This window comes from Rhizorhabdus sp. GW822-FHT03C02, assembly GCF_058801765.1.
The window spans coordinates 15,940-38,709 of the sequence record NZ_JBXANN010000022.1 but is presented as its reverse complement, the minus strand read 5'-3'; the positions used below and the strand labels follow the sequence as shown (position 1 = coordinate 38,709).

The window sequence follows — 22,770 nt, the reverse complement described above, 5'->3', positions numbered from 1 at the left end:
GCGGTTATTGGCCGCCCTGGCGCTGGCGTCCGGCCGAACCCTGGCCACCGCCTTGGGCACCGCCGCCACCCTGACCGGAACCGCTGCTCTGGCGATCCTGACCGGCGGCATATTGGCCGATCACGACCTCGTCGCCGGCCTTGAGATCGCCCTTGATCACCTCGGCCTGCGAACCGTTGCTTTCGCCGACGGTGACGTTGACCGGGGTCGGCTTCCCGTCGTCGCCGACGATATAGACGGTCTGCTGGCTGTTGCGGCCGATCGTCGCCTCGCGGGTCGCGCCGCCGCCGCGCCGCATCGGGCGCGGCGCAAGCACGCTGGTGATGCCGCCGCCCTTGGCGCCGGCCCCGCTCTGCGGCGTGAAGCGCAGCGCAGCGACGGGGACGAGCAGCACATTCTTGCGTTCGGTGGTGACGATGTCGGCGGTCGCGGTCATCCCCGGCCGCAGCAGCTTGTCGCCATTGGCGACGGTCAGCCGGGCGGTATAGGCAACGACGCCACTGGTGGTCGTGGTGGTGGTCGTGGTCGATGAGGTCGTGGCGTTGGCGCCGATATCGACCCGCTCGATCGTCGCGGGGAAGGTCCGGCCGGGAAAGGCATCGACCTGGAAGGTCGCGCGCTGGCCCTTGCGGACCTGGCCGACATCCGCCTCGTCGACCTTCACTTCGAGCCGCATCGCGCGCAGATCCTCGGCGATGGTGAACAGCACCGGAGCGTTGAACGAGGCGGCGACGGTCTGGCCGGGCTCGATCGAGCGCGACAGGACCTGGCCGTTGACCGGCGACTTGATGAACGCCTTCGACAGCGCGGTCTGCGCCGAGGACAGGGTCGCCTTGGCCTGTTCGACCGCGGCCTTGGCGGTCGCCACGCCGGCGATCGCGCGGGCGTTGTCGGCCCGCGCGACGTCCATTTCGGTGGCGGCGGGAACCTTGCCCCCGGACGCCTTGAACACCGACTGGAAGCGTCTGAGCGTCGCCGCCGACTGGGCCGCGGTCGCATCGGCGGTCATCACCTGCGCGTCGGCCGAGGCGACGCTGGCCTGCGCCTGGTTGACCGCATCCTGAAGCCGCGAGGTGTCGAGCTTGGCGAGCAGCTGGCCGGTCCTCACCTGGTCGTTATTGTCGACATAGACGTCGGTGATGATCCCCGACTGTTCCGAACCGACCTCGACCTGGTTGGTCGGCGCGAGATTGCCGGTCGCCGAGACGACCACGGTGAGGTCGCCGCGATCGACCGGGCGGGTCGCATAGGCAGCCTTGTCGCCGCCGCCGACCGCGAGCCGCCAGACGATCAGGATCGCGACGAGGATCGCCGCGCCGATCGCGATGCGCCGCACCAGCACCGCACGTTTCGACTGGGGCTGGACGCCCAGGAAATCGTCGAGGTCGCTGTCGGGCGGCACGTCGTTGGTCGGTTGGTCCATCATCGCCTCGTCTTGGAAGAAGACCCGCCCTCATAGGGGCCGGGGGCCGGCACCGGCGCGGCTTCCCAGCCGCCGCCCAGGGCCTTGTAGAGCTGAATCGTCGCGGTCGCGCGGGCCGCGCGCGCCGAGGCGGCGCTGTCCTGGGTCGACAACAGGCTGCGTTCGGTGTCGAGCAGCGACTGGAAGTCGATCAGCCCGGCGCGATACTGGTCGCGCGCGAAGATCACCGCATTGTTCGCGGCCTCGGCGCTGATCTGGATCTCGCGTTCGCGCCGTTCGGCGGTGTCGCGGCCCTTGAGCGCATTCTCGACCTCCTCGAGCGCGACCAGCACGGTCGAGCGATAGCTGGCGAGCGCGGCGTCGGTGCTCGCGCGCTGCCCGGCGATCGCCGCGCGGATCTGGCCGCCCTGGAAGATCGGCGCGCTGATCGCGCCGACGAGATTGCCGATGCCGTCGCTGACGACATTGCCGATCGAGGTCGCCGAGCCGCTGAACGAGCCCGACAGCCTGAGCGCGGGATAGAGCTGCGCGGTCTGGACGCCGATCCGTGCGACCTCGGCGGCGAGCGCGCGCTCGGACGACTGGACGTCGGGGCGCCGCTGGATCACCTCGGCGGGGATCGGCGCGCCGACGCCCGGGGCGAGCGGGATCGACGCGGGCGGATCGATCAAGGCAGTCACCGACCCCGGGGTCTCGCCGAGCAGCACCGCGATCCGGTTGACCGCGGTGTTGTAGTCATTCTCGATCGTCGGGATCGTCGCCGCGGTCTGGGCGCGCAGCTGGCGCGCCTGTTCATAGTCGAGGCTCGACACCAGCCCGGCGTCGCGACGCCAGCCGACCAGTTCGAACGTGTCGTTCTGCGAATTGAGATTGTCGCGCGCGATCCGCAGCCGGATCTGGGCGAGCCGCGCGTTCATGTAATTGAGCCCGACCTCGGATGCGACGCTGGCCTGGGTGAAGCGCAGCGTCGCCGCGGTCGATTCGGCCGAAGCACGCGCCGCCTGCACCGACCGGCGGATACCGCCGAAGATATCGGCCTCCCAGGCGACGTCGGCGCTGCCGCGATAGATGGTGGTGTCGCCGCCCCGCGAAATATTCTGGCCGGTGGTCGGATCGATATAGGAACCGCCCTGATTGCCGACCGAACGATTGGCCGATCCGCTGACCGAGACCGTCGGCAGCAACTGCCCCTCGGTGCCGCGCAGCGTGGCGCGTGCCTGGCGCAACCGCGCGGCGGCGGCATCGATGTCGAGATTGTTGGCGAAGGCCCGGTCGATCAGCCCGGTCAGCACCGGGTCCTCGAAATTGCGCCACCAGCTCGCGAGATCGACCGGCTCCTGCACCGCCGCGGGATTGGCGGCGACGAAGCCGTCGGGAACCTTGAGCGACGCGGTCGACGGCGCCTTGTAATTCGGCCCGACCGCACAGCCGGCGAGCATGATCGCGCCGAGCGGCGCGAGCAGCATCGCCCGGCGGGCGGCAGAGACTGTTGGGCTTGGCTTCATGTGGTCCGCTCTACCCGGCTTTCTTGTCCGCGGATTTCATGGCTGAAATCTTGCTTGCGCACTGCACATAATCCGGGGATCGACGGACGGGCAAGCGAAGGGGGCGAGATGATCCGGACCACAGGGCGTTTTATCGCGGTTTTTTGGGGATTTGCGCTGATCGCCTCGGTGGTGGCCACAGCGACCGCCGCCCCGGCCGATGCCGCGCGGCGCAAGGTGATCATCGACCAGGACGCGTTCGAGGGACCCGGGCTGCAGCCGCTGCTGATGATCCTTCAGGATCCGCAGGTCGAGGTGCTGGGCATCACCATCGAAAGCGGCGACGGCTGGCAGGCCGAGGAGGTCGCCGCGACGTTGCGCATGCTCGAACTGGTCAAGCGCACCGATATCCCGGTGGTCGCCGGCGCCATCTATCCGCTGGTCAATTCGATGGCGACCCAGAAGCTGCGCGAGAAGCTCTACGGCCCGGTACCCTATAAGGGCGCGTGGATGGAGGAATGGCCGAAATACAACAATATGGCGCGCCGTGCCTGGCATCCGGCCGATGTCGTGCCGCCGATGGCCGAGGGCATGCCGACGACCCGGCCGATCGGCGAGACCGCCGCCAATTTCATGATCCGGATGACTCGCCAATATCCCGGCGAGGTATCGATCGTCGCGATGGGGCCGCTCACCAACATCGCGCTCGCGCAGCGGCTCGACGACGGCTTCGCGGCACGGACCAAGGAGCTGGTGACGATGGGCGGCGGCAATCTGCTCGGGGTCGATCTCGACAAGCCGATCGACGAGTTCGCGATGCAGGTCGTCCACAATCCGCGCCATAGCTTCAATTTCTACTGGGATCCCGAGGCGGCGCACATCGTCTTCACCTCGGCCTTCCCGAAGATCAGCGTGGTCACCGACGACGCGACCGCGCCGACCCGCGGGACGCCCGAACTGATCGCCAAGGCGACCGCATCGGGCAAGCCGGTCGCCGCCTATGTCAAACGGATCGCCCAGCCCGGCTTTCCGCTGTGGGACGAAACCCAGGCCGCGGTCTGGCTGCGCCCCGGCATCGTCACCCGATCGAACCGGCTCGCGGTCGACGTCTCGACGGTGCCCGGGCCCGGCTATGGCGGCTTCCTGACCTGGCCCGAGGGTAAGGGACCGGGCCTGGGCGAACGCGACGTGACGATCGTCTATGCGATCGACATTCCGCAATTGAACGCGCTGTTCGTCGACCTGATCGGGCGGTAATTTTATCGGCCGGCCGCCAGCGCCGGTTAAGCTTGGCCGGCGCAGGGCCACCCGGTCGAAACAGCTTCGGGGAACAGGGACATGGAAGTCGAAGTCAGCGCCGAGGCCAAGGACAAAAGGCTCAACCGGCTGGTTGCGATCACCGTCGTGGTGCTGTCGGTCGCGACCGGGCTGTGCAACATCAAGGACGGCAATATCGTCCAGGCCATGCAGCAGGCGCAGTCGAGCTCGGTCGACAGCTGGGGCGAATATCAGGCGACCAAGACCAAGCGGCATATCGCCGAGACCGCGCGTATGGAGATCGCGGCGATCGCCGCGGGCGGGCCGCACAATGACGTTGCCGCGACCGCGCTGGCGTCGCTCGATGCCGAGATCGGCAAATATGCCGCCGAAGCGCCCAAGCTCGCCGCGCAGGCCAAGGCGCAAGCTGCGCAATATGACGCGCTCAACGTCCATGACGACCAGTTCGACGCCAGCGACGCGCTGATCGCGACCGCGATCGCGATGGCGGCGGTGTCGGCGCTGGTCGAGAGTTTCGGGGTGCTCGCGGGCGCCTGGGCGTTCGGCGCCGCCGGGCTGTTCATGGGAATTTGCGGCTTCGCCGGGCTCGCCTTCCATCCCGACATATTGAGCAATTTCCTTGGCTGACACAGCGACCGGCGGGATCGCTCGCGCCGCAACACTGCTGGCCGTGGCGATGACGATCCTCGCCGGATGCGACCGGACCACCCCGCCCTCGCGCATCTATTATCACGGACCGCGATCGTCGCATTTCGACGGCGCGCATTTCTTCAATCCCGAGGGCGAATCGGGATCGGGCGGTGCCCGCACCAAGGGTGCGGCCGACTTCGTCCAGATCGGCATGGGCCATGAGGGCCATCATGACTGGCCGAAGAGCGTGCCGGTGACCCCGACCGTCCCGCCGCGTCGGGTCGACGGCGACGCGATGCGGGTGACCTGGATCGGCCATGCATCGACGCTGGTGCAGACCCAGGGGCTCAACATCCTGATCGATCCGGTCTGGGCATGGCGCGATTCGCCGGTCCAGTTCGTCGGCCCGAAACGGGTGCGGGCGCCGGGGGTGCGGCTGCGCGACCTGCCGCCGATCGACATCGTCCTGATCAGCCATAATCATTACGACCATCTCGACATCGGCACGCTCAAATTTCTCGATTATCGCGACCATCCGCGCATCATCACCGGGCTCGGCAACGACACGCTGCTCGCCCAGCACGGCTTGGCCGCGACCGCGCGCGACTGGGGCGATCATGTCGGGATCCGGCCCGGGATCGACGTGGTGCTGACCCGCGCGCATCATTGGAGCGCCCACTGGATCGACGATATCGACCGGTCGCTATGGACCGGCTTCCGGATCACCCTGCCCGGCGGCGATCTCTATTATGCCGGCGACACTGGCCCGGGAGACATGCGCTGGGCCAGCGAGGCCAAAGGCGCGGTGCCGGTCCGCTTCGCAATCCTGCCGATCGCGCCGTACAAGCTGCAGGAACCGCCGAGCGGCAACCATATCGATCCGCACCAGGCGGTCGCCGCGTTCCAGACGATCGGCGCGGCTTTTGCGCTGGGAGTGCATTGGGGGACGTTCGAGCTCGGTCCCGAACCGATCGACGGGGCACCGGCGAAACTGCAGGGCGAACTGGCCGCCGGCCATGTCGATCCGGCCCGGTTCCGCACGCTCGCCGCGGGCGAAGGCTGGGATATCCCCGTCCTTCCCGCCCGATAAGCAGGTGCTGGCCTCGGCCCGGCTCATACGCGATCTCGAAGATGCTGACGCATCCTCGATCGATTTGCTCAAGCGCCGCACGGGCTGATACAAGGTCTCGGTGAGTCAGGCTCGCCAAGACCTGGTATCATACGTCAATATGGCTTTCATGGTGGAGGGGTCGCCACCATATCGGCAGTAACGGCGCCCCGCCCGACGCGGGGCCTCGTGCAGGACAGGATTGGCCCAATGCGTAATCTGACAGCTTCCATCATGGTCGGCGCAGCCTTGCTGGGTTCGACGCTCGCGATCGGATCGGCCTCGGCCGCGCGCCGCACCCCCGACGAGCGCCTCGCCCAGGCGATCACCGGCCGCGTCGCCGGCGCCCCGGTCGACTGCATCTATCTGCGCGACATCAGATCGTCGCAGATCATCGACGGCAAGGCGATCGTCTACGACACCGGCCGCACCCTCTATGTGAACAGCCCCGATTCGGGCGCCACCTCGCTGCGCAGCAGCGATGTGCTGGTCACCGACACCCATTCGTCGCAGCTGTGCAGCATCGACATCGTCCGGCTCTACGACAGCAGCTCGCGCTTCTTCACCGGCAGCGTCGGGCTGGGCAAGTTCGTGCCCTACACGAAGCCGCCAAAGGGTTGAGGAAAATCCGATAACGCGGATCGGGTAGGAAGCGGGCGCCGAAGCCGTATAGATGCGTCATCGCATCTTTTCGGGATCCGGCCTTCATGACCAAAACCACCCTGTTTCTTTCGACCGCGCTCGCCCTCGCTGCGACGATCGGCGACGCCGCAACCCCGGCCGCGAAACCCGCGCTCGGCAGCTTCGGCGTCGACACCGCCGGCATGGATCCCAAGGCGACCCCCGGCGACAATTTCTACCGCTTCGTCAACGGCGCCTGGGACGACAGCACCGAGATTCCCGCCGACCGCGCGAGCTGGGGCGGGTTCGCGGTGCTGCGCGACCTGTCCGACCAGCGTACCCGCGAGGTGATGGACAAGGTCGACGCCGATCCGCTGGCCAGGGCGCCCGCGAAGAAGGCCGGGCTGCTCTATCGCAGCTTCATGGACGAGGCCGCGATCGAGGCGAAGGGGGCCGCGGTGCTCAAGCCCGATCTCGCCGCGATCGCCGCGATCGCGTCGCCCTCCGGCCTCGCCGCCGCCTTCGCCAAGGCGAGCCGCGACGGGGTCGGTGCGCCGATCCAGGCCGGCATCACCATCGATGCCAAGAATCCCGATGCCTATGTCGTGGTGGTCGGCCAGGGCGGGCTCGGCCTGCCCGACCGCGATTATTATCTGGTCAAGGACAACGCCAAGTTCGCCGAGGCCCGCACCGCCTATCAGGCGCATGTCGCGAAGATGCTGGCGCTGGCCGGGATCGGCGACGCCGATGCGAAAGCGGTGGCGATCCTCGCGCTCGAAACGAAGATCGCCGAGGCGCATTGGAGTCGGGTCCAGAGCCGCCAGGCCGAGAAGCGCTACAACCCGTTCGCCACCGGCGCGCTCGCCGGCCGCTTCCCGGGATTCGACTGGGCGGCGTTCTTCGGTGCGGTCGGGCTCGGCGCCCAGCCCAAGGTGATCGTCAGCCAGCCGAGCGCGATCGAGGGGATCGCGCCGCTGCTCGGGTCGGTGCCGATCGACAGCTGGAAGGCCTATCTCGCCTATCGCACGATCAGCGCGCGCGCCGACGTGCTGCCCAAGGCGTTCGTCGACGAGGATTTCGCCTTCCAGAAGGTGCTGAGCGGCACCCCCGAGCTCAAGGTCCGCTGGAAGCGCGGGGTCGACTTCGTCAATGCCGGGATGGGCGAGGCGGTCGGCCAGCTTTATGTCGCGCATTATTTCCCGCCCGACAGCAAGGCCAAGGCCGATGCGCTGGTCCGCAACCTGCTGGCGGCGATGAAGCTGCGCCTCGCCAAGGTCGAATGGATGGCGCCCGAGACCCGCGCCAGGGCGCTCGCCAAGCTGGCCGCCTTCACCCCGAAGATCGGCTATCCCGACAGCTTCAAGGATTATGCGGGGCTCGAGGTCGCCGCCGGCGACGCCTATGGCAACGAACAGCGCTTCGTCCGGTACGATTATGACGAGGACGTCGCCAAGCTCGGCCATCCCGCCGATCGCCGCGAATGGCACATGACCCCGCAAACGGTGAACGCCTATGCCAATCCGGTGTGGGACGAGATCGTCTTTCCGGCGGCGATCCTGCAGCCGCCCTTCTTCGACCCCAATGCCGACCCGGCGGTCAATTATGGCGCGATCGGCGCGGTGATCGGCCATGAGATCAGCCATCATTTCGACGATCAGGGCCGCAAATATGATGCGACCGGCCGGCTCGCCGAATGGTGGACCCCGGGCGACGTCACCCGGTTCAAGGCCTATACCGACCGTGTCGAGGCGCAATATTCGGCCTATGAGCCGCTGCCGGGCGTCCATGTGAACGGCGGGCTGACCCTCGGCGAGAATATGGCCGACCTCGCGGGCGTGACGATCGCCTATGATGCCTGGAAAATCTCGCTGGGCGGCAAGCCGGCGAAGGCGATCGGCGGCTATAGCGGCGAGCAGCGTTTCTTCCTCGGCTTCGGCCAGATCTACCGCACCAAGATGCGCGACGCCGCGCTCCAGCGGCAGATCGCGAGCGACCCGCATACGCCGGGCATGTGGCGGCCGTTCGTCGTGCGCAATCTCGACGCCTGGTACGACGCGTTCAAGGTGCCTGCCGGCACCCGCTATTATCTGGCACCCGCCGACCGCATCAAAGTGTGGTGACGCCATGGAACCCGCCGGCCTCCAGCGGGTTCTTATAGCCGAGGCTGCGGCTTGCCCCCCGCTCGACAGCCTCAATATTCGAAGGCCCGCCCGACGTTCCCCCCCCTTCGTCCGGCGGGCCTTCTCATATCTCCCGTTTATGATCTTTTCCGGGCGCGGACCCAGTGCGCCGAGCGCACCCGCACCAGTTCGGCAACCTTGGCGGCGAGCATCTCGGACGCCTGATCGGACAGACCCTCGAGCTCGAATTCGAAATGGAGCCGGGTGGCGCGACGTTCGAACGCCATCGACAGCGGCACGATGTCGCGCTGGGCGATCAGGCCAAGGGTTCGCAGGAAGACCTGCGGGCAGATGTCGGCGACGACCCTGAGCCGCGCGAGCGTGGCGCGCGGCGCCTTGGGATTGGCTGGGGGAACGGCAGGCGCACGCCCGGCGATGGGCGCGAAGGACAGATCGGTCATGATGGTTTTTCCGGAATATTCGTGAAGCAGATCGCGCGGGCCATCGCCCATGCGCGGACGCGCCGGATCAGATCCGGCGGGTGCTAATTCGAATCCCGGAAAGAAGAAGGCGGGCCGCAGGCGAACGGACGGGTTGCGACAGGATCGCTCCGTTCCCCTGATATCGGCCCATGGCTCCGTTCATGCCGCGCTTATGCCGCCGCGACCGCGGCGAGGCAAGCCGATCGGATGCCGCGGATCAGCCCGCAACTCCCGATCGGCACGCGGCCGGCTGCTCGGCCATCGCCTCGGCCGAGGGGATGGCCGCCGTCGGGGGCGCCGCGCCCGACGGCGCGTTCCCGGTCTCGCGCCGCCGGCCATGGAGCGCGTCGATCTCGGCCTGGCGCTTGCGCAGATAGAGGTTGCGGCGGGCGGTATAGAGGTCCTGATCGCCATCGCGCAGCGCCTGCAGTTCATCGTCGAGTCCGACGCGGCGATCGAGGGCGCCGACCGCGCCGGCCGGAAGATTATAGGCGAGCTGGTTGAACGGCGCGCCGACCGCGAACGGCAACAGCAGCCGGTCGAGACCGCCGCCCAGCGCATCGCGCACGGTGGTGGGGCCGATCAGCGGCACGAACAGAAAGGCGCCGGGCTTCACGCCATAATAGCCCATGGTGTTGGCGAAGCCGTTGGGCCGGCGCGGCAGGTTGAAGGGCGGGTGCTTGGCGACGTCGAACAAGCCGGCACCGCCGATCGTCGAATTGATCGCGAAGCGGCCGATGGTTTCGATCGCCTTGCCGATATGCGCCTGGAGCACAAAGTTCAGGAAGACATCGGGCTCCTTGAGATTGTTGAAGAAATTGCGCAGCCCGTCGCGGATCGGCTCGGGCAGGGTCCGCTTGTAGGTCAGCGCCGCCGGTCCGACGAACGCCTTGTCGACCGACTGGGTCACCTCGAAAGCCTGGACGTTGACCGATTCGAGCGGATCGGTGGCGTCGCGGGGGCGTGCCGACACGACGATGTCCTCCTCCACCGCAGGGGCGGTGGCGGCGGATGGCGCCGCGGTCGGCACGGTCATCGCGACCACCGTCGCCGGCGCCGGAAATTCGCGCGAATCGGCGGGAAGACAGGCCGCGGATTTCAAGGTTGCTGCAGGGTCGGCACTTGCCGGCGCAAGTGCGGGCAACACCATGGCCACCACGAGGGCCTGAACGCTCATTCGCCGAATACTCTTTCAGAAACGGGTTAATCTCCGCCTGCCCGATGACGCCGCGAAGCCCGACTTCCCGCAGGCAAGAAGAGATGGACGGGATCGCGCTGCGCAGCAAGGCCCTTTGCCCTGCAGTCTGCAAACGGATGCGGAACTTCGCACACCCGTAACAGTTCGACATCCCAATCAAGGGAGACGATCATGTTGAAGGCCATCGTGTGGATCGTGGGAATATTGGCGCTGATCGGCCTGCTCGTCGTCGCCGGCTGCTTCAAGGCGGTGTTCTGAACGATCCGCACCTGCCCGGGTCGCCAGACCCGGTTCAGTAGCGCAACCGCGCCGTCACCAGCGCATTTCGCGGCGCGCCGTAGAAATTGCCGAATTCGGTGCCGCTGACCCGTTCATAATAATGCTTGTCGAACAGGTTGTTGAGGTTGACCGCCACCGTGACGCGATCGGTGACGTCGTAGCCGGCACGCAGATCGACCACCGCATAACCCGGCTGGCGCGCGCCGGTGGTGCCGCCGAGGAAGGTCAGGAAGGCTTTGGTCTCGCTCTGCCACCTGACGCCCCCGCCCACGCTCCAGCGCCGTTCGGGCGGTTGGTAATTGGTCCAGAGCTTCACGCTGTGCTTCGGCATCGCGAGGGTGAAGCGCGCACCTTCGAGCGCGGCATCGTCGCGATATTCATTATCGTTGAAGCTGTAGCCGCCATAAAGGTGCCAGCCGGGCGCGACTTCGCCGTTCGCCTCGATATCGACGCCCTGGCTGCGCACCTTGCCCGACGCGATCGAGAAATTGATGTCGCGCGGATCGGCCTGCGGCCGGCCGGTCTGTTCGATCCGGTAGAGCGCGGCCGACAGCAGCAGCCGGTCCGCGAACAGGCCGTGCTTGACGCCCAGTTCGACCTGCTTGCCGGTGACGGGACGCAGCGGCGTCAGATCGATGGTGAGGCCGCTCTGCGGCGCGAAGGTCTCGGCATAGCTGGCGTAGAGCGTCCAGCGCCTGCCGGCGTCGTAGACCAGGCCGCCATAAGGGGTGAAGCGCGCGCGGGTCCTGACGGTGGCGGCATCCGCCGCGGGCAGGACCGGGGTCGCGCGATTTTCGTACCAGCTCAGCCGGCCGCCGGGCACCAGGGTCAGGCCGTCGGCAAGCTTGAGCCGAAGCTGGCCGTAAAGCCCATATTGCTCGACCCTGGTATCGGTGATCGAGATGATCGGAAAATCGGGCTCGGTTATGTCGTAGACCGGATGGTAGAGATCGAAGTTCCCGATAAAGGCGCGATCCGAAAAGCCCTCGGTGAGTGTCTTGCGCTGATAGTCGGTGCCGATCAGCACGTCATGGTCGCGGCCGAACAGCGATAGCGCGCCGACGACGTTGAGGTCGGCGGTGAGATAATCCTGGTCGCGGGTCAGCCGCGAGGCGAGCAGGAAAGCATCGCCATTGGTGGGGGTGATACCGCCGAACGCGACCGCATAGGAGGTGATGAGTTCGGTCCTGGTCTTGCCGTAGGTCGCCGAGAGGCGCCCGACCCAGCGATCGCCCAGCTGCTGGCGCAGTTCGGCGAAACCGGCGCTGGTGTCGAAATCGGACCGGTTCCAGTCTGCTGCGGCATAGGTCGACCGCGCGAGATCGGGGAGCGGGTTCGCCTGGCCGTCGGGCCCGGCCAGCCCCGGCAGACCCGAGAAGGTGGCGCCGCGATACCGGTCATGATGGCCGCCGACGGTCAATGTCGTCGTCTCGCCGAGCTTCGCATCGAGCACCCCGAACGCCAATAGCCGGCTCTGATGGGTGACGTCGTAGAACTGGTCGCGGTCCTGATAGGCAACGCCCACGCGCAGGCCGACCCCATCGGACAGCGGGGCCGACAGATCGAGTTCGCCGCGCAGATTATTCCATGACCCCGCAGCGGCGAGCGCCTGGAGCGTGAAGTCGGGCAACGGCCGCTTGCGGACCAGGTTGATGCTGCCGGCCGGGCTGCCCGAGCCGCTGAACAGGCCCGCGGGCCCGCGCAATATCTCGACCCGATCGTAGAGGAACAGGTCGGGAATCTCGCCGGTGAAGCCGTTATTGGGGACGCCGTCGACCAGATAATCGTCGATGGTGAAGCCGCGCGACATGAATTGGGCAAGATCGCTATCCTGCCCGGTGGTGGTGAGCCCCGCCGTCTGGCTGGCAAGATCGGTGATGGTGAACAGATTCTGCTGCTGGATGCGGGCCTGGTCGACCAGCGTCACCGTGTTCGGGACCTCGCGCAGCGGGGCGAGCGATTTCGCGCCGACTTCGATGCCATAGCCCTTGCCGACCACGACGATGTCGGTCGCTTCGGCGGCGGGTTCGGGCGCAGCCGGCAGCACGCCGCCGGATGGTGCGCGCGCCGCTGCGCGGGCGAAGGCGATCGGCCGGCCCGCCGACAGCGTATATCCGCCGGCGCCGTCGGGCCGCGCCTGCAGGCCGGTGCCGCGCAGCAGCCCGTCGAGCGCATCGGCCGCCGATCGCGTTCCCCGCACGCCATGGCTGGTCCTGCCGGCGACGAGCGACGGCGCATAGGAGATGGTCACGCCCGCCGCGCGCCCGAACTGGTTGAGCGCCGCCCCGAGCGGCCCGGCAGCGATGGCATAGCTGCGGCTCGCCGGCGCGGGTTGCGCCGATGCCGGTGTCGCGACCGCGAGTCCGGCCAGTGCCAACGCCACGACGGTCCTGGAGCATGTCCTGATCAGATTGATCAGGACATGCTCCAAATTGCCCTTGTTTTCCGCATTTTCCGAGCCGCCAGGTGATTCCACCTGACTTGAAAATGCTCTGGTCCTGCTGCTCACGTCCCGATCCCCGATCACATGCTCTCATCAAGGAGACGTGCGGGAACGCATATGGGACAGCGGCGAGGTGAAATCAGCGTGCGATCCGCCTGATATGGAGCGCCGTCGGATCGCTGCGGTCGATCGCGATCGGTTGCGACCGCGCGAGATTGGCGATGGCGCTGTCGGTGTCGCGCAGCGCGAAGACCCCCGATATCCTGAGATCCGCGAGCGCCGCCCGATCAAAGCGGACCGGGACCACCCGCCAGCGGTTGAGCGTGTCGAGCAATTCGACCAGCGGCTGATCCTCGACCGGCAGCCAGCCATCGGCCCAGGCCGCCGCATCGCCGGGTGCGACGTCGGCGAGGCGTGACGCGGTGCCGGCGGCAATCCGGGCGCGCTCGCCGGGCGCGAGCAGCAGGCAATGGCCTGGCTCCACACCGGCCGGGCAGGCCCGGACATGCGAACTGATCACCGTGACGATCGTCGCGCCTCGATCGAGGCGGACGGTGAAGGCGGTGCCGAGCGCCTCGGCGGTGCCATACGCGGTCGTCACCACGAAGGGCGCCGTGCGGCCCCCGGCGACCTTTGCCAGCAGTTCGCCGCCGAGCAGGCGCACCGTGCGCCGGTCGCCCCGCACATCATGATCGGCGGCGCTGTCGCTCGACAGGACGATCTCGCTGCCGTCGGCGAGCGCGATCGCGCGGGTCTCGCCAATCGCGGTGCGATCGTCGGCAAAGCGAAGCTGCACCGCCGGCAACATCGACAGCGTCCACCCCGCCCCGACCAGCAGCGCCAGCCCGAGCAGCGCGCCGCCGGCACCGCGACGGCGGTGCAGGAACAACCGGCGCAGCGTCTCGCGCCCGGCATCGCTGCTGTCGTGGACCCGGGCGTCGAGGCCGCCGAGCCGGTCGATCGCGACGGCATGCGCCGGATGCGCCGCCCGCCAGTCCGCATAGCGCGCACGGTCGGCATCGTCGGCGTCGCCCGATTCGAGATGGGCGAGCCAGCCGGCCGCCTGTTCGACGATATCGGCGGTCGGCTCGCTATCGCCGGGCGGAGGCTCGATCGGCCGGGGGTCCATAAGCGACCGCATAGCAATGCGCATAGGCCTTCGCGACATATTGCTTCACCATGCTCTTCGACACGCCGAGCGCATCGGCGATCTCGCCATGGCTCCAGCCGTCGAGCCGCGACAGGAGATAGGCGCGGCGGGCGCGCTCGGGGAGCGCATCGAGCGCGCGGGTGACCGCGAGCAGTTCGTCGACCGCCTCGGCGATCCGGTCGGGCCCGGGCTCGGCCATCCCCTCGACGAGGTTCGCCTGCGCCGCGAGAAAGGCAGCCTCGACCCGGGCGCGGCGCGCATCGTCGATGATCAGCCGGCGAGCGATGGTGACGAGATAGGCACGGCCATCGCGAATCGGCGCGGCATCGCGGCTTTCGAGCAGCCGGCAGAAAATATCCTGGGCGAGGTCGGCGGCACGGTGCGAGCAGCGCGTGTGGCGCAGCAGCCAGTTTCTCAACCAGTCGCCCTGCGACGCATAGAGCGCGCCGATCTCGATCGTGACTGCGGCGGCCGGCACCAAGCGAACTCCCCTGTCGCGCCCGGCGACCCATGACAAGGCCCGGGAGAGTGCCGATTTCTAGCGCGACTGCGAGGCATTCGCAACGACGACAATGCCGTTGATCGCCAGCGCGCAGCACGGCGGCTGCGCACATCGCGCGGGCAGCGACAGGATCATCGAATGGGGAGATCGACTATCGGTCGAAAAAGGCCGGTCATCCGCGGATATTCCGCAAAACCGGCAGCGATCACACTGGATCGCTGGAGCGGGCGAAGGGATTCGAACCCTCGACCCCAACCTTGGCAACAGGCCCGTCGCGCCTTCCTGCACTACGCTCGGTTGCGATCAAGTGCGATAAAACAATGCTTTAGGTATTGTTAAGCGCCGTCCATGTTCGCCAGACTACGCCACGATATGGCAATATCTGCTTACCTGGTGCTTACCCGTGTGCTATGGCTGATCCGGGTAAGCAGGAGAGTGTGGTGGCCAAGCTCACCAAGCAGCTTTTGGACAAACTCGAGCCAGTCAAGGGGCGCGATGTCCTGGCATGGGATAGCGAGTTGCGCGGCTTCGGCGTGCGCATCAAACCCTCAGGCGCGCGCGCCTTCATTCTCCAATATCGAAACGCAGAGGGACGTAGCCGGCGGTTGACGTTGGGATCTGCGGCCGTCCTGACGCCCGACGAAGCGCGTAAACTCGCGATCCAGAAGCTCGCCGAGGTCACCCAAGGCGGTGACCCCGCCGAGGCGAAGCAGGCCGCGCGGCGCAAGCCGACCGTCTCCGAAATTTGCGACTGGTATGTCGAGGCGTCGGAGCGAGGCGAGCTTCTGGGGCGGCGCCGCCGTCCGATCGCCAAGACCACGCTCGCGCTCGACAAGAGCCGGATCGAAACGCATGTGAGGCCGCTGATCGGGAACCGGCGGGTCGACGGCATCACGATCGGCGATCTCGAGAAGTTTCAGGCCGATGTCGCCGCGGGCAAGACCGCGAAAGCCTGGAAAGGACGCGGCGGCAAAACGACCGGTGGCGCCGGCGTCGCCGGCCGCACCGTCGGCATGCTCCACACCATCTTTGAGCAGGCCACGCGGTGGGGCGTGATCGAGCGCAACCCGGCCCGGGGGGTTCGCAAGATCTCGATCGATTCGAAGAAGGAGCGACACCTCTCGCTCGAAGAGATTGGCCGTCTTGGCGTCGCGCTGCGCGGAGCGGTCGATGAGCCCCCCGTGGCACTCGACGGCATCCGCTGTCTTCTTCTGACCGGTTTTCGACGGATGGAGGTGCTCGGGCTGCAACGCGCCTGGGCGCAACTCGACCGGTCATCGGTCGATTTCCCGACGACCAAGTCGGGCAAGCAGGTCCGCGCGATCGGAACAGCGGCAGTGCGCCTGCTTGCGGCGCAGCCCGAACGCCCGGGCAATCCTTTCATGTTCCCCAGCGAGATCAGCGACGGGCATTTCGTGGGGCTGGTGCGCGTACTCGACCGCTTGTGCGCGATCGCAAAAATCGAGGGCGTGACGCCTCACGTCCTGCGGCACACCTTTGCCAGCGTGGCCGGCGACATGGGCTTTTCGGAGCTGACTATTGCGGGCCTGCTAGGCCATGCTGGTCGCGGCGTGACCCAGCGCTATATCCATCTCGACCGGGCGCTAGTGCTCGCCGCCGATCGGGTTTCGGAGGAGATATCGGCGGCGCTCGACGGCAAGATCCGGATCATCGCCCGTGCCGCATAAGCCCTCTCAGCGTCCCGCGGTAGCTTCCGCGAATTTACCGGATTCCCCCGGCGAGGTTAATCCGATAGAGCCAGCATCGGGTCTCGCGATGGCGCATCGCGGTGGTCGCGGGGGGACGGTGGCACCAAATTCGACTCAGCTTTCGGCGATGACGCGCCTGTTCTCGTCCGGTGTCTTCCGCGAAATGGCGCGGGAGGGACGATCGCCGTTGTTCGCGCGTCTGCTGGGTCTCACCGACATCGGCGACCGGTGCACCGCCGATGCGACGGTCGGTCAGGCCTTCGACGCCGCGTTCGGCGTGCTCAAGACCGCCGGCCGACGTGACGAATATATCTATCGCGCGGCGCTCACCCACAAGGTCCTCATGGGCACGCACTCGCTCAACACGGCGTGCATGCTGACCGAGTTCCGCGCCGGCACCTGCAAGGCGGATCTCGCGATCCTGAACGGGACCGCGACGGTCTATGAGATCAAGTCCGAACGGGATTCGCTCGCCCGGCTCGCCAATCAGGTCGCCAACTACAAGCGGGTCTTCGCCAAGGTCTATGTGATCGCGAGCGAGAGCCATGTGGCGGGTATCCTCGATACGGTACCCGACGATGTCGGTGTGATGATGCTCTCGTCGCGCTACCGGATATCGACGGTGCGCGAGGCGGAAGACCGGCCCGAGCGCATCTGCCCCGCGACGGTGTTCGAGTCTTTGCGCTCGGCCGAGGCCGCAACCATCCTGAAGAGCATGGGCGTCGCCGTTCCCGACGTGCCGAACACCCAGCGCCACGCGGTGATGCGCGACCTGTTCGACGCGCAGGATCCCACCGCCGTGCATGTGGCGATGGTGAAGACCCTCAAGCGCACACGGGATCTCGCACCCTTGAGCGACCTCGTCGATCGTTTGCCGCCATCGCTGCACGCGGCGGCCCTGTCGATCCAGGTCCGGCGCGCGGATCATGACCGGATCGTCGAGGCGGTCTCGACCCCGCTTGGCGCCGCGATGGCCTGGGCCTGATCGCCGCATGTATTATCCCTATTTCCGCGGCAAACAGTTCGAGCTGATCACGATCCGCGAGATGGCGCCGCTCCTTGCCGAGCGCAATTTCGTGCCCGTCATCGAGCCGGTGCGGGAGTCGCTTGGTGGCCTCGAGCGCACGCTGAAGGCGATATGCGACGCCGGCGGCCGCGCGATCGTCATCGTCAATCCCTATCATGGCGACCATGGTGACGACGGCGCCAATATCTCGGCGTTGCTGCAGGGCGGCTTCATCGGCAACGACAAGATCTCGGCGGGGATCCTGTTGCGCAGCAATACCAGCCTCGACGACGCCAAGGGGTGCTACGAGACCCATAAGGGTCACCACCCGACGTTCGTCCATGCCGGCTTCAATGAGCCCAAGGCGCTTGCGCAATTTCTCGGTGACGATCTCAAGGACTCGACCCACGTCTTCGTGTCGAGTCCGGCCGACACGCTCTACCGCAGGCATTTCAACGGCGGCACGCGCATCCTCGTCCAGGATGGCTTCGAGCGCCGCAAGAATGCCGACTACGCCAAGAATTCGCCTGAGAAATTCTCCGAGCTCCATGTCACCTATGGCGACCTTGGGATGGCGGGATTCGGCGACTTCCTGATCGTGGGCGACGTCTATTCGGAAGGTGGCGGGCCAGCCTATGCGGTCGCCATCCACCTGACCTATATCGATCCCGACAATGACGACGTCATGTTCGTCTATCATTTCGTCTCGACGACCAACGACACCCCGACCGATCCGGCCGGCAAGTTCGCGCAGGCACTCGACAAGCTCATCAAGAAACTCGACGCCGGCAACTCGAAGCTGCTCGAGACCAGCGCGATCCAGGAGTTTCGCGACCTCCACGCGAAGAAGCATTTCCCGGGCCTCGGTTATGTGAAGAAGCTCTCGATGAAGCATCACATCGACACCCTCGCCGCCTATCTCGGCTAGACCCGTGGCGAGGAAGAAGTGCTGCCCCGAATGCTTCGATGATCGCTGGCTACGCTCCGATCACATCCCGTCGCTGAGCGCGGAAAGCGGCACGTGCGGCTTTTGCGGGACGGCCGACGTCCCGCTCGTTGACCCGACGGCGCTCGCCAACGAGTTCGAATCGCTGGTCAATGTCTACGAGCTCGATCCCGCCGGGCGGACGCTGGTCGAGTGGATGAAGGAGGACTGGCAGCTCTTCCCCGACAACAAGCTCGACGAAGCGCATGCGAGCCAGTTGCTCGGCGAGATCCTCGACGACGGCAATATCGTCCGCCAGACCTTCTCACCGTCGCCGAGCTACACCAGCGAGGGCCTTGTGCAGTGGGAGACCCTGCGCGACGAGATGATGTTCCAGAACCGCTGGTTCCTCGAACAGGACATCGACCGCGAGCGCCTCACCGGCCTGCTCGCGATGCTGCTGGAGACCAGCGTTCCCAAAACATGGTATCGGGCCCGCATCCGTACAGGCGACAACGCCTTCCCGATCGGCGAGATGAACGCGCCGCCCAAGCATCTCGCCTCGCACGGGCGCGCCAATCCGGCCGGCATCCCCTATCTTTATCTCGGGTCGCGGCCCGACACGGCGGCCGCCGAGATCCGGCCGCATACCGGAGAGGTCGCCTGCATCGCCGACTTCACCATCCCCGACATCAGGGCGGTCGACCTGCGCAACCCGCGCGGTTTCGTCTCGCCCTTCGTCCTGGGCGATGCGAGCAAGATCGGCCAGCTGCGCGCGGATTTGCCGCTGCTCGAACGGCTCGGCGGCGAGCTGACGCGGCCGGTGCTGCCGCAGCGCGCCGCCATCGATTATATCCCGAGCCAATATCTGTGCGAGTTCATCAAGAAGTCGGGGTTCGACGGGGTCCTTTATCGCAGCTCGGTTAGCGAAGGGATCAACCTCGCGCTGTTCGATCCGGCCACGGCGGTCGGCGGGGCGGTGACGCTCTACAACATCACCAGGGTGAGCGTGGAGGTCGGCGCCGCCTGATCGGTCAGTCGTCCTTGTTGGCGATATGGGTGCAATAGGAACACACGCCTTCATCGAAACCGGCCTGGGCATCCTCCATCGAGATCGGCGCCGTGCAGACCATGCAGTTGCGCTCCCAGTCGAAGCCTTCGCCACAGACCGCGCATCGCTCCTCATCTTCGACATAGGTGTGCCGTTCGCAGGCTGGACAGTCGAGGAGCGGCCCGGGCTCTGAGGTCTCCTTGTACCGACGATATTCCTCTGCCCCCAGAGCGAGGTCGACCGCTTGTTCGATCGTATCCGCCCAGTCGAGCGTTTCGCCGCAGCTTCGGCACACCAGATCCATCTCGGCCTGATCGCCATTGTCGGGGTCGCGCTGCTCGACGAGTTCCGAGCCGCAGTCGGTGCAGCGCAGATGTTGATGAGCGACGGTGGGCGACGCCCATTGCACCGCATGCAATGTCGCGCGGCATCGGGCGAGCTCGGCTTGATATAGATCGCGAACTTTAAGGAGCGTCGTCCAGGCATCGCCCAGCACCTCGGCCGGGTGGACGCCGATCTGGTGGAACAGCGCGACCGTCACAGAAAAGGCGCGGGCGATGACCTCGCGGACGACCTTGGCGGGCTGGTCGGTATATTTGTGCTCGATCGCGTTGCGGAGCCGGTTGAGTTCGGTCAGCGCCGCCGTGCTGATCGGGATCTGGAAGGTCTTGAACCGCTCACCCAGCTCACGGAAATCAATCGTGTTGCGGCCATCGAGCTCGACGGTCGCGCCGCCCTTGCCGTCGGGCATGGGCTTGTAGCGGACGCCGATGATCACATCGGGGTCCGCGTGCGGCGCGGCCCGGATCAGCGCTTCCTTGCCGAGGAGAAGGACGCCCGCGTAGAAGTTGCGGACCGCCGACAGGGCGCGGGCAGGCGTGTCGAGGGCATAGTCCTCGATCCCCATCCTGATCGAATCCACCGCGTTGGCGAGCAACGGGCCCATATTGGTCTTGGTCATATCGTCACCGGTCTTTGGCCGCATTCGGATTGAGCTTCGCATTCCGGATGCGTTACAATCCCCTATGCTCGGAATCGTCTCTCCTCACCATGCTTGAAAAGGCGATCGATCAGATCCTGTGGGGCGATCTGCAGGACCTCGTTACGCAACAGCGCGCCGAGGACCGGCGTCTCGAGTTCAAGCAGGCCCTGCCGGGCGGCAAGGATGGCGAGGTGCGCGAGTTCCTGTCCGACGTCACCGCCTTCGCCAACACCGACGGCGGCGACATGCTGTTCGGGATGGAAGAGACGAACGGCGTCGCGAGCGGCCTGCGGCCCATCCCTGCCGACACGATCGACGATGCGATCCTGCGACTGGAGAATTTGCTGCGCAGCTCGACCGATCCGCGGGTCGGCAATGTGCGCTTCGCATCCGTCCCCGATGGACAGGCGGGCGCGGTCCTCGTGATCCGGATCCCGGCAAGCTTTGCCGCCCCCCACCGCGTTTATCATCAGGGGATCACGCGGTTTGTCGCACGCAACAACCGGGGGAAGTTCGATATGGATGCCCACCAGCTTCGCGCCGCCTTCGCCGCCACCGACGCAATGCCGCGCGATCTTCGCGCGCTCCATCAGGGGGCCATCGCTGCGGCGGCCGGCCAGGACATGCCCTTCCGGCTTGCTTCGACGCCTGCGGCGATCGCGACGGTCGCGCCGCTCTCAGTGCTGCGCGAGCGCCACGACATCCTGACCACCCGCCAGAACGCCTTCCTTCCGCCCCGGATCACGATGGGCGGCGCCGAGATGGCGGTCGCGCTCGAAGGGATGATCGTCCATTCGCCGATCGATGCCAAGGGCGAGGTGCGGACCTTCTCGGTCAACCATCGCCGCGGCTATATCGATTTCGCCTGGGTGATCGGCCATGCCGAAAATGGCGAGCCGCTGGTCTGGGCCAAATATTTCAACGATCTGATCGGCCATGTGCTGACGGCAATCGGACGATTGCAGTCGAAGGGCCTGAGCGGCCCCTGGGTGGTGATGCTGACCCTGACGGGTCTGAAGGGCTATCGCATCATCTTCGACCATCATGAGCGCAGCGACATGGCTTGGCGCGACACCGCCTATCTGGGCGAGACGATCGCCGAGACGATCGACGCCAAGACACTCGAACCCTTCGTCGATGGCTTCAGACGGCTGTTCGGGATCGACCAGTGAGGGCCGTGCCGCCGGTCGGTGGTTGGACGGATGAGGCGCTCGCCCAGGAGATCGTGCGGCTCGAGACCGCGATCCAGCGCTGGCTGGAAGCCAATGATCTCTGGTTCGATTGCGGGTTCAAGGCGTATCTCAGCCATGTGAAGGGCGAGCCCCAAGACCCGCCGATCGTGTCGATGATCTGGTGCGAGGGACCGCTCTATCAGGTCCTGAGCGGTGAGGATGCGGAAGGGCTCGAGCCAGCCTTCCACGATCTGCTCGACGCGCTCGGCTACAGCTATGAGAATCTGAACGGCGTGACGATGGCGCTCTATGCGGAAGACCCCGACCTCGCTGCCGCTTTCGCCTCCTATTTTCATTGGCAATGGGTGTGCGGGCTGATCGAGGAAGACACTGCCGACGTCTATGAGGAGCTTTACGCGCAGTTCGCGCGGCGACCCGACGATCTGCAGCGGCTCCACTGGCGCGACTTCGAGACGCTTCTGTTCCGCATCTTCCAGCAGCAGGGGTTCGAGGCGATCCTCGGGCCAGGTCGCGGCGATCAGGGGATCGATCTGAGGCTCGTCCAGCGCGCGCCGCTCGGCGATGTCCTGACCATCGTCCAGGCCAAACGCTTCGCGCCGCATCGCAAGATCAACCAGACCGAGGTCGCGGCGCTCTATGGCGTCGGCAAGCTAGAGGGCGCGAGCCGAACGCTCTTCGTCACGACCTCAAGCTATGCGCCGGTATCGCGCAACTGGGCGGCGCGGACCGGTGGCTATCTGGACCTCGCCGAAGGGACCGACGTCGTGCGATGGTGTGGTCAAGCGGAGGCGGGCATCATCCGGGACAAGTCGAGCCTCGTCGCGCGCGACCAGGTCCGCTGGCTGCTCGAGACCATCGGCGATCGCCGCGACCCGCGCATCATCCATGCCACGGGGGGCTGGAACATCACGCGCAATTGGTTCGCGCTCGTCATCAAGGAGACGAAGCACGCAGCGCTGTTGATGGGGCTGCCGCACAGCATCCTGCCCGGCAGCGAAGGCGTGTGGGTCGGCGCGGAGATCCCGCGTCTCGACGAATCCGCTCTGGCGCTTTTCGGGCCCGACACCGTGTGGCGCGCGCGCCGCAGCGTCGGGGACAACGGCGAGGTGTCTTATTGGGACGGCAATCATCTTTATCACGTCTGGGACGGCGCGCCCTGCAGCTTCAACCATATGGACTGACGTCC

At 66.5% G+C, this 22,770-nt stretch carries 20 protein-coding genes; 12 read left to right on the top strand and 8 right to left on the bottom strand.

Going from position 1 to position 22,770, the window contains the following annotated elements; translation table 11 throughout:
- Positions 1–4 precede the first annotated feature (4 nt).
- Together AC1RM6_RS29685 and AC1RM6_RS29680 are read right to left on the bottom strand one after the other, a co-directional pair.
- Positions 5–1,426: an efflux RND transporter periplasmic adaptor subunit gene (locus AC1RM6_RS29685; protein WP_493108159.1), complete on the bottom strand. Its 1,422-nt coding sequence runs from the start codon at positions 1,424–1,426 to the stop codon at positions 5–7.
- A complete protein-coding gene (locus AC1RM6_RS29680) occupies positions 1,423–2,928 on the bottom strand; it encodes an efflux transporter outer membrane subunit (RefSeq protein ID WP_493108157.1) in 1,506 nt (501 codons plus the stop codon). The genes AC1RM6_RS29685 and AC1RM6_RS29680 overlap by 4 nt, the downstream gene beginning before the upstream one ends.
- Positions 2,929–3,099: 171 nt before the next feature.
- Here AC1RM6_RS29680 and AC1RM6_RS29675 point away from each other — a divergent pair, with 171 nt between their 5' ends.
- The 5 genes from AC1RM6_RS29675 (at position 3,100) to AC1RM6_RS29655 (ending at position 8,664) form a co-directional block, all read left to right on the top strand.
- Positions 3,100–4,164 carry a nucleoside hydrolase gene (locus AC1RM6_RS29675; RefSeq protein ID WP_493108155.1) on the top strand — a complete coding sequence of 355 codons (1,065 nt, stop codon included), beginning with the start codon at positions 3,100–3,102 and terminating at the stop codon, positions 4,162–4,164.
- A gap of 81 nt (positions 4,165–4,245) precedes the next feature.
- Positions 4,246–4,812, top strand: a complete 567-nt coding sequence (locus tag AC1RM6_RS29670) for a DUF4337 family protein (protein WP_493108153.1) — start codon at positions 4,246–4,248, stop codon at positions 4,810–4,812.
- Positions 4,805–5,905, top strand: coding sequence for an MBL fold metallo-hydrolase (locus AC1RM6_RS29665; RefSeq protein ID WP_493108151.1), 1,101 nt, complete (start codon positions 4,805–4,807; stop codon positions 5,903–5,905). Before AC1RM6_RS29670 ends, AC1RM6_RS29665 begins: the two co-directional genes overlap by 8 nt.
- Positions 5,906–6,133: 228 nt before the next feature.
- The gene (locus AC1RM6_RS29660) at positions 6,134–6,544 is read left to right on the top strand and encodes a hypothetical protein (protein ID WP_493108149.1); all 411 of its coding nucleotides are present in this window, start codon (positions 6,134–6,136) and stop codon (positions 6,542–6,544) included.
- Between the two features lie 86 nt (positions 6,545–6,630).
- Positions 6,631–8,664, top strand: coding sequence for a M13 family metallopeptidase (locus AC1RM6_RS29655; RefSeq protein WP_493108147.1), 2,034 nt, complete (start codon positions 6,631–6,633; stop codon positions 8,662–8,664).
- A 137-nt stretch (positions 8,665–8,801) separates the two neighbouring features.
- Here the strand turns inward: AC1RM6_RS29655 and AC1RM6_RS29650 are convergent, their stop codons facing one another.
- Complete coding sequence (locus AC1RM6_RS29650) at positions 8,802–9,125, bottom strand: ACT-like domain-containing protein (RefSeq protein ID WP_493108145.1); 324 nt, start codon at positions 9,123–9,125, stop codon at positions 8,802–8,804.
- Positions 9,126–9,363: 238 nt separating this feature from the next.
- The gene (locus AC1RM6_RS29645) at positions 9,364–10,323 is read right to left on the bottom strand and encodes an MlaA family lipoprotein (RefSeq protein WP_493108143.1); all 960 of its coding nucleotides are present in this window, start codon (positions 10,321–10,323) and stop codon (positions 9,364–9,366) included.
- Positions 10,324–10,515: 192 nt separating this feature from the next.
- Here AC1RM6_RS29645 and AC1RM6_RS29640 point away from each other — a divergent pair, with 192 nt between their 5' ends.
- Entirely contained in the window at positions 10,516–10,602 is an 87-nt protein-coding gene (locus tag AC1RM6_RS29640) for a small membrane protein YohP (RefSeq protein ID WP_493108211.1), read from the top strand.
- Between the two features lie 34 nt (positions 10,603–10,636).
- Here the strand turns inward: AC1RM6_RS29640 and AC1RM6_RS29635 are convergent, their stop codons facing one another.
- The 3 genes from AC1RM6_RS29635 to AC1RM6_RS29625 form a co-directional block, all read right to left on the bottom strand.
- Complete coding sequence (locus AC1RM6_RS29635; protein WP_493108141.1) at positions 10,637–13,000, bottom strand: TonB-dependent siderophore receptor; 2,364 nt, start codon at positions 12,998–13,000, stop codon at positions 10,637–10,639.
- A gap of 205 nt (positions 13,001–13,205) precedes the next feature.
- Positions 13,206–14,195, bottom strand: coding sequence for a FecR family protein (locus AC1RM6_RS29630; RefSeq protein WP_493108139.1), 990 nt, complete (start codon positions 14,193–14,195; stop codon positions 13,206–13,208).
- The gene (locus tag AC1RM6_RS29625; protein ID WP_493108137.1) at positions 14,158–14,694 is read right to left on the bottom strand and encodes a sigma-70 family RNA polymerase sigma factor; all 537 of its coding nucleotides are present in this window, start codon (positions 14,692–14,694) and stop codon (positions 14,158–14,160) included. The genes AC1RM6_RS29630 and AC1RM6_RS29625 overlap by 38 nt, the downstream gene beginning before the upstream one ends.
- A 464-nt stretch (positions 14,695–15,158) precedes the next feature.
- Here AC1RM6_RS29625 and AC1RM6_RS29620 point away from each other — a divergent pair, with 464 nt between their 5' ends.
- Genes AC1RM6_RS29620 through AC1RM6_RS29605 form a run of 4 tightly spaced genes read left to right on the top strand, consistent with a single transcriptional unit; the run spans position 15,159 to position 19,388 of the window.
- Complete coding sequence (locus tag AC1RM6_RS29620) at positions 15,159–16,406, top strand: tyrosine-type recombinase/integrase (protein WP_493108135.1); 1,248 nt, start codon at positions 15,159–15,161, stop codon at positions 16,404–16,406.
- Positions 16,396–17,412, top strand: a complete 1,017-nt coding sequence (locus AC1RM6_RS29615) for a sce7726 family protein (RefSeq protein ID WP_493108133.1) — start codon at positions 16,396–16,398, stop codon at positions 17,410–17,412. Before AC1RM6_RS29620 ends, AC1RM6_RS29615 begins: the two co-directional genes overlap by 11 nt.
- Before the next feature lie 7 nt (positions 17,413–17,419).
- Entirely contained in the window at positions 17,420–18,361 is a 942-nt protein-coding gene (locus AC1RM6_RS29610) for a sce7725 family protein (RefSeq protein WP_493108131.1), read from the top strand.
- A gap of 4 nt (positions 18,362–18,365) precedes the next feature.
- Positions 18,366–19,388: an RES family NAD+ phosphorylase gene (locus AC1RM6_RS29605; protein WP_493108129.1), complete on the top strand. Its 1,023-nt coding sequence runs from the start codon at positions 18,366–18,368 to the stop codon at positions 19,386–19,388.
- Positions 19,389–19,392: 4 nt separating this feature from the next.
- On the opposite strand, the gene AC1RM6_RS29600 is transcribed toward AC1RM6_RS29605, so the two are convergent.
- On the bottom strand, positions 19,393–20,370 hold the full coding sequence (locus AC1RM6_RS29600; RefSeq protein ID WP_493108127.1) for a hypothetical protein: 978 nt from the start codon (positions 20,368–20,370) through the stop codon (positions 19,393–19,395).
- Between the two features lie 89 nt (positions 20,371–20,459).
- Here AC1RM6_RS29600 and AC1RM6_RS29595 point away from each other — a divergent pair, with 89 nt between their 5' ends.
- A complete protein-coding gene (locus tag AC1RM6_RS29595) occupies positions 20,460–21,563 on the top strand; it encodes an AlbA family DNA-binding domain-containing protein (RefSeq protein ID WP_493108125.1) in 1,104 nt (367 codons plus the stop codon).
- The gene (locus AC1RM6_RS29590) at positions 21,455–22,765 is read left to right on the top strand and encodes a restriction endonuclease (protein WP_493108123.1); all 1,311 of its coding nucleotides are present in this window, start codon (positions 21,455–21,457) and stop codon (positions 22,763–22,765) included. The genes AC1RM6_RS29595 and AC1RM6_RS29590 overlap by 109 nt, the downstream gene beginning before the upstream one ends.
- Positions 22,766–22,770 lie beyond the last annotated feature (5 nt).

Excerpts from the sequence above, each read along its gene's own strand:
- AC1RM6_RS29685 (WP_493108159.1), bottom strand. The coding sequence starts at position 1,426 with ATGATGGACCAACCGACCAACGACGTGCCGCCCGACAGCGACCTCGAC.
- AC1RM6_RS29680 (WP_493108157.1), bottom strand. The coding sequence starts at position 2,928 with ATGAAGCCAAGCCCAACAGTCTCTGCCGCCCGCCGGGCGATGCTGCTC.
- AC1RM6_RS29670 (WP_493108153.1), top strand. The coding sequence starts at position 4,246 with ATGGAAGTCGAAGTCAGCGCCGAGGCCAAGGACAAAAGGCTCAACCGG.
- AC1RM6_RS29660 (WP_493108149.1), top strand. The coding sequence starts at position 6,134 with ATGCGTAATCTGACAGCTTCCATCATGGTCGGCGCAGCCTTGCTGGGT.
- AC1RM6_RS29655 (WP_493108147.1), top strand. The coding sequence starts at position 6,631 with ATGACCAAAACCACCCTGTTTCTTTCGACCGCGCTCGCCCTCGCTGCG.
- AC1RM6_RS29650 (WP_493108145.1), bottom strand. The coding sequence starts at position 9,125 with ATGACCGATCTGTCCTTCGCGCCCATCGCCGGGCGTGCGCCTGCCGTT.
- AC1RM6_RS29645 (WP_493108143.1), bottom strand. The coding sequence starts at position 10,323 with ATGAGCGTTCAGGCCCTCGTGGTGGCCATGGTGTTGCCCGCACTTGCG.
- AC1RM6_RS29640 (WP_493108211.1), top strand. The coding sequence starts at position 10,516 with ATGTTGAAGGCCATCGTGTGGATCGTGGGAATATTGGCGCTGATCGGC.
- AC1RM6_RS29630 (WP_493108139.1), bottom strand. The coding sequence starts at position 14,195 with ATGGACCCCCGGCCGATCGAGCCTCCGCCCGGCGATAGCGAGCCGACC.
- AC1RM6_RS29610 (WP_493108131.1), top strand. The coding sequence starts at position 17,420 with ATGTATTATCCCTATTTCCGCGGCAAACAGTTCGAGCTGATCACGATC.
- AC1RM6_RS29600 (WP_493108127.1), bottom strand. The coding sequence starts at position 20,370 with ATGACCAAGACCAATATGGGCCCGTTGCTCGCCAACGCGGTGGATTCG.
- AC1RM6_RS29595 (WP_493108125.1), top strand. The coding sequence starts at position 20,460 with ATGCTTGAAAAGGCGATCGATCAGATCCTGTGGGGCGATCTGCAGGAC.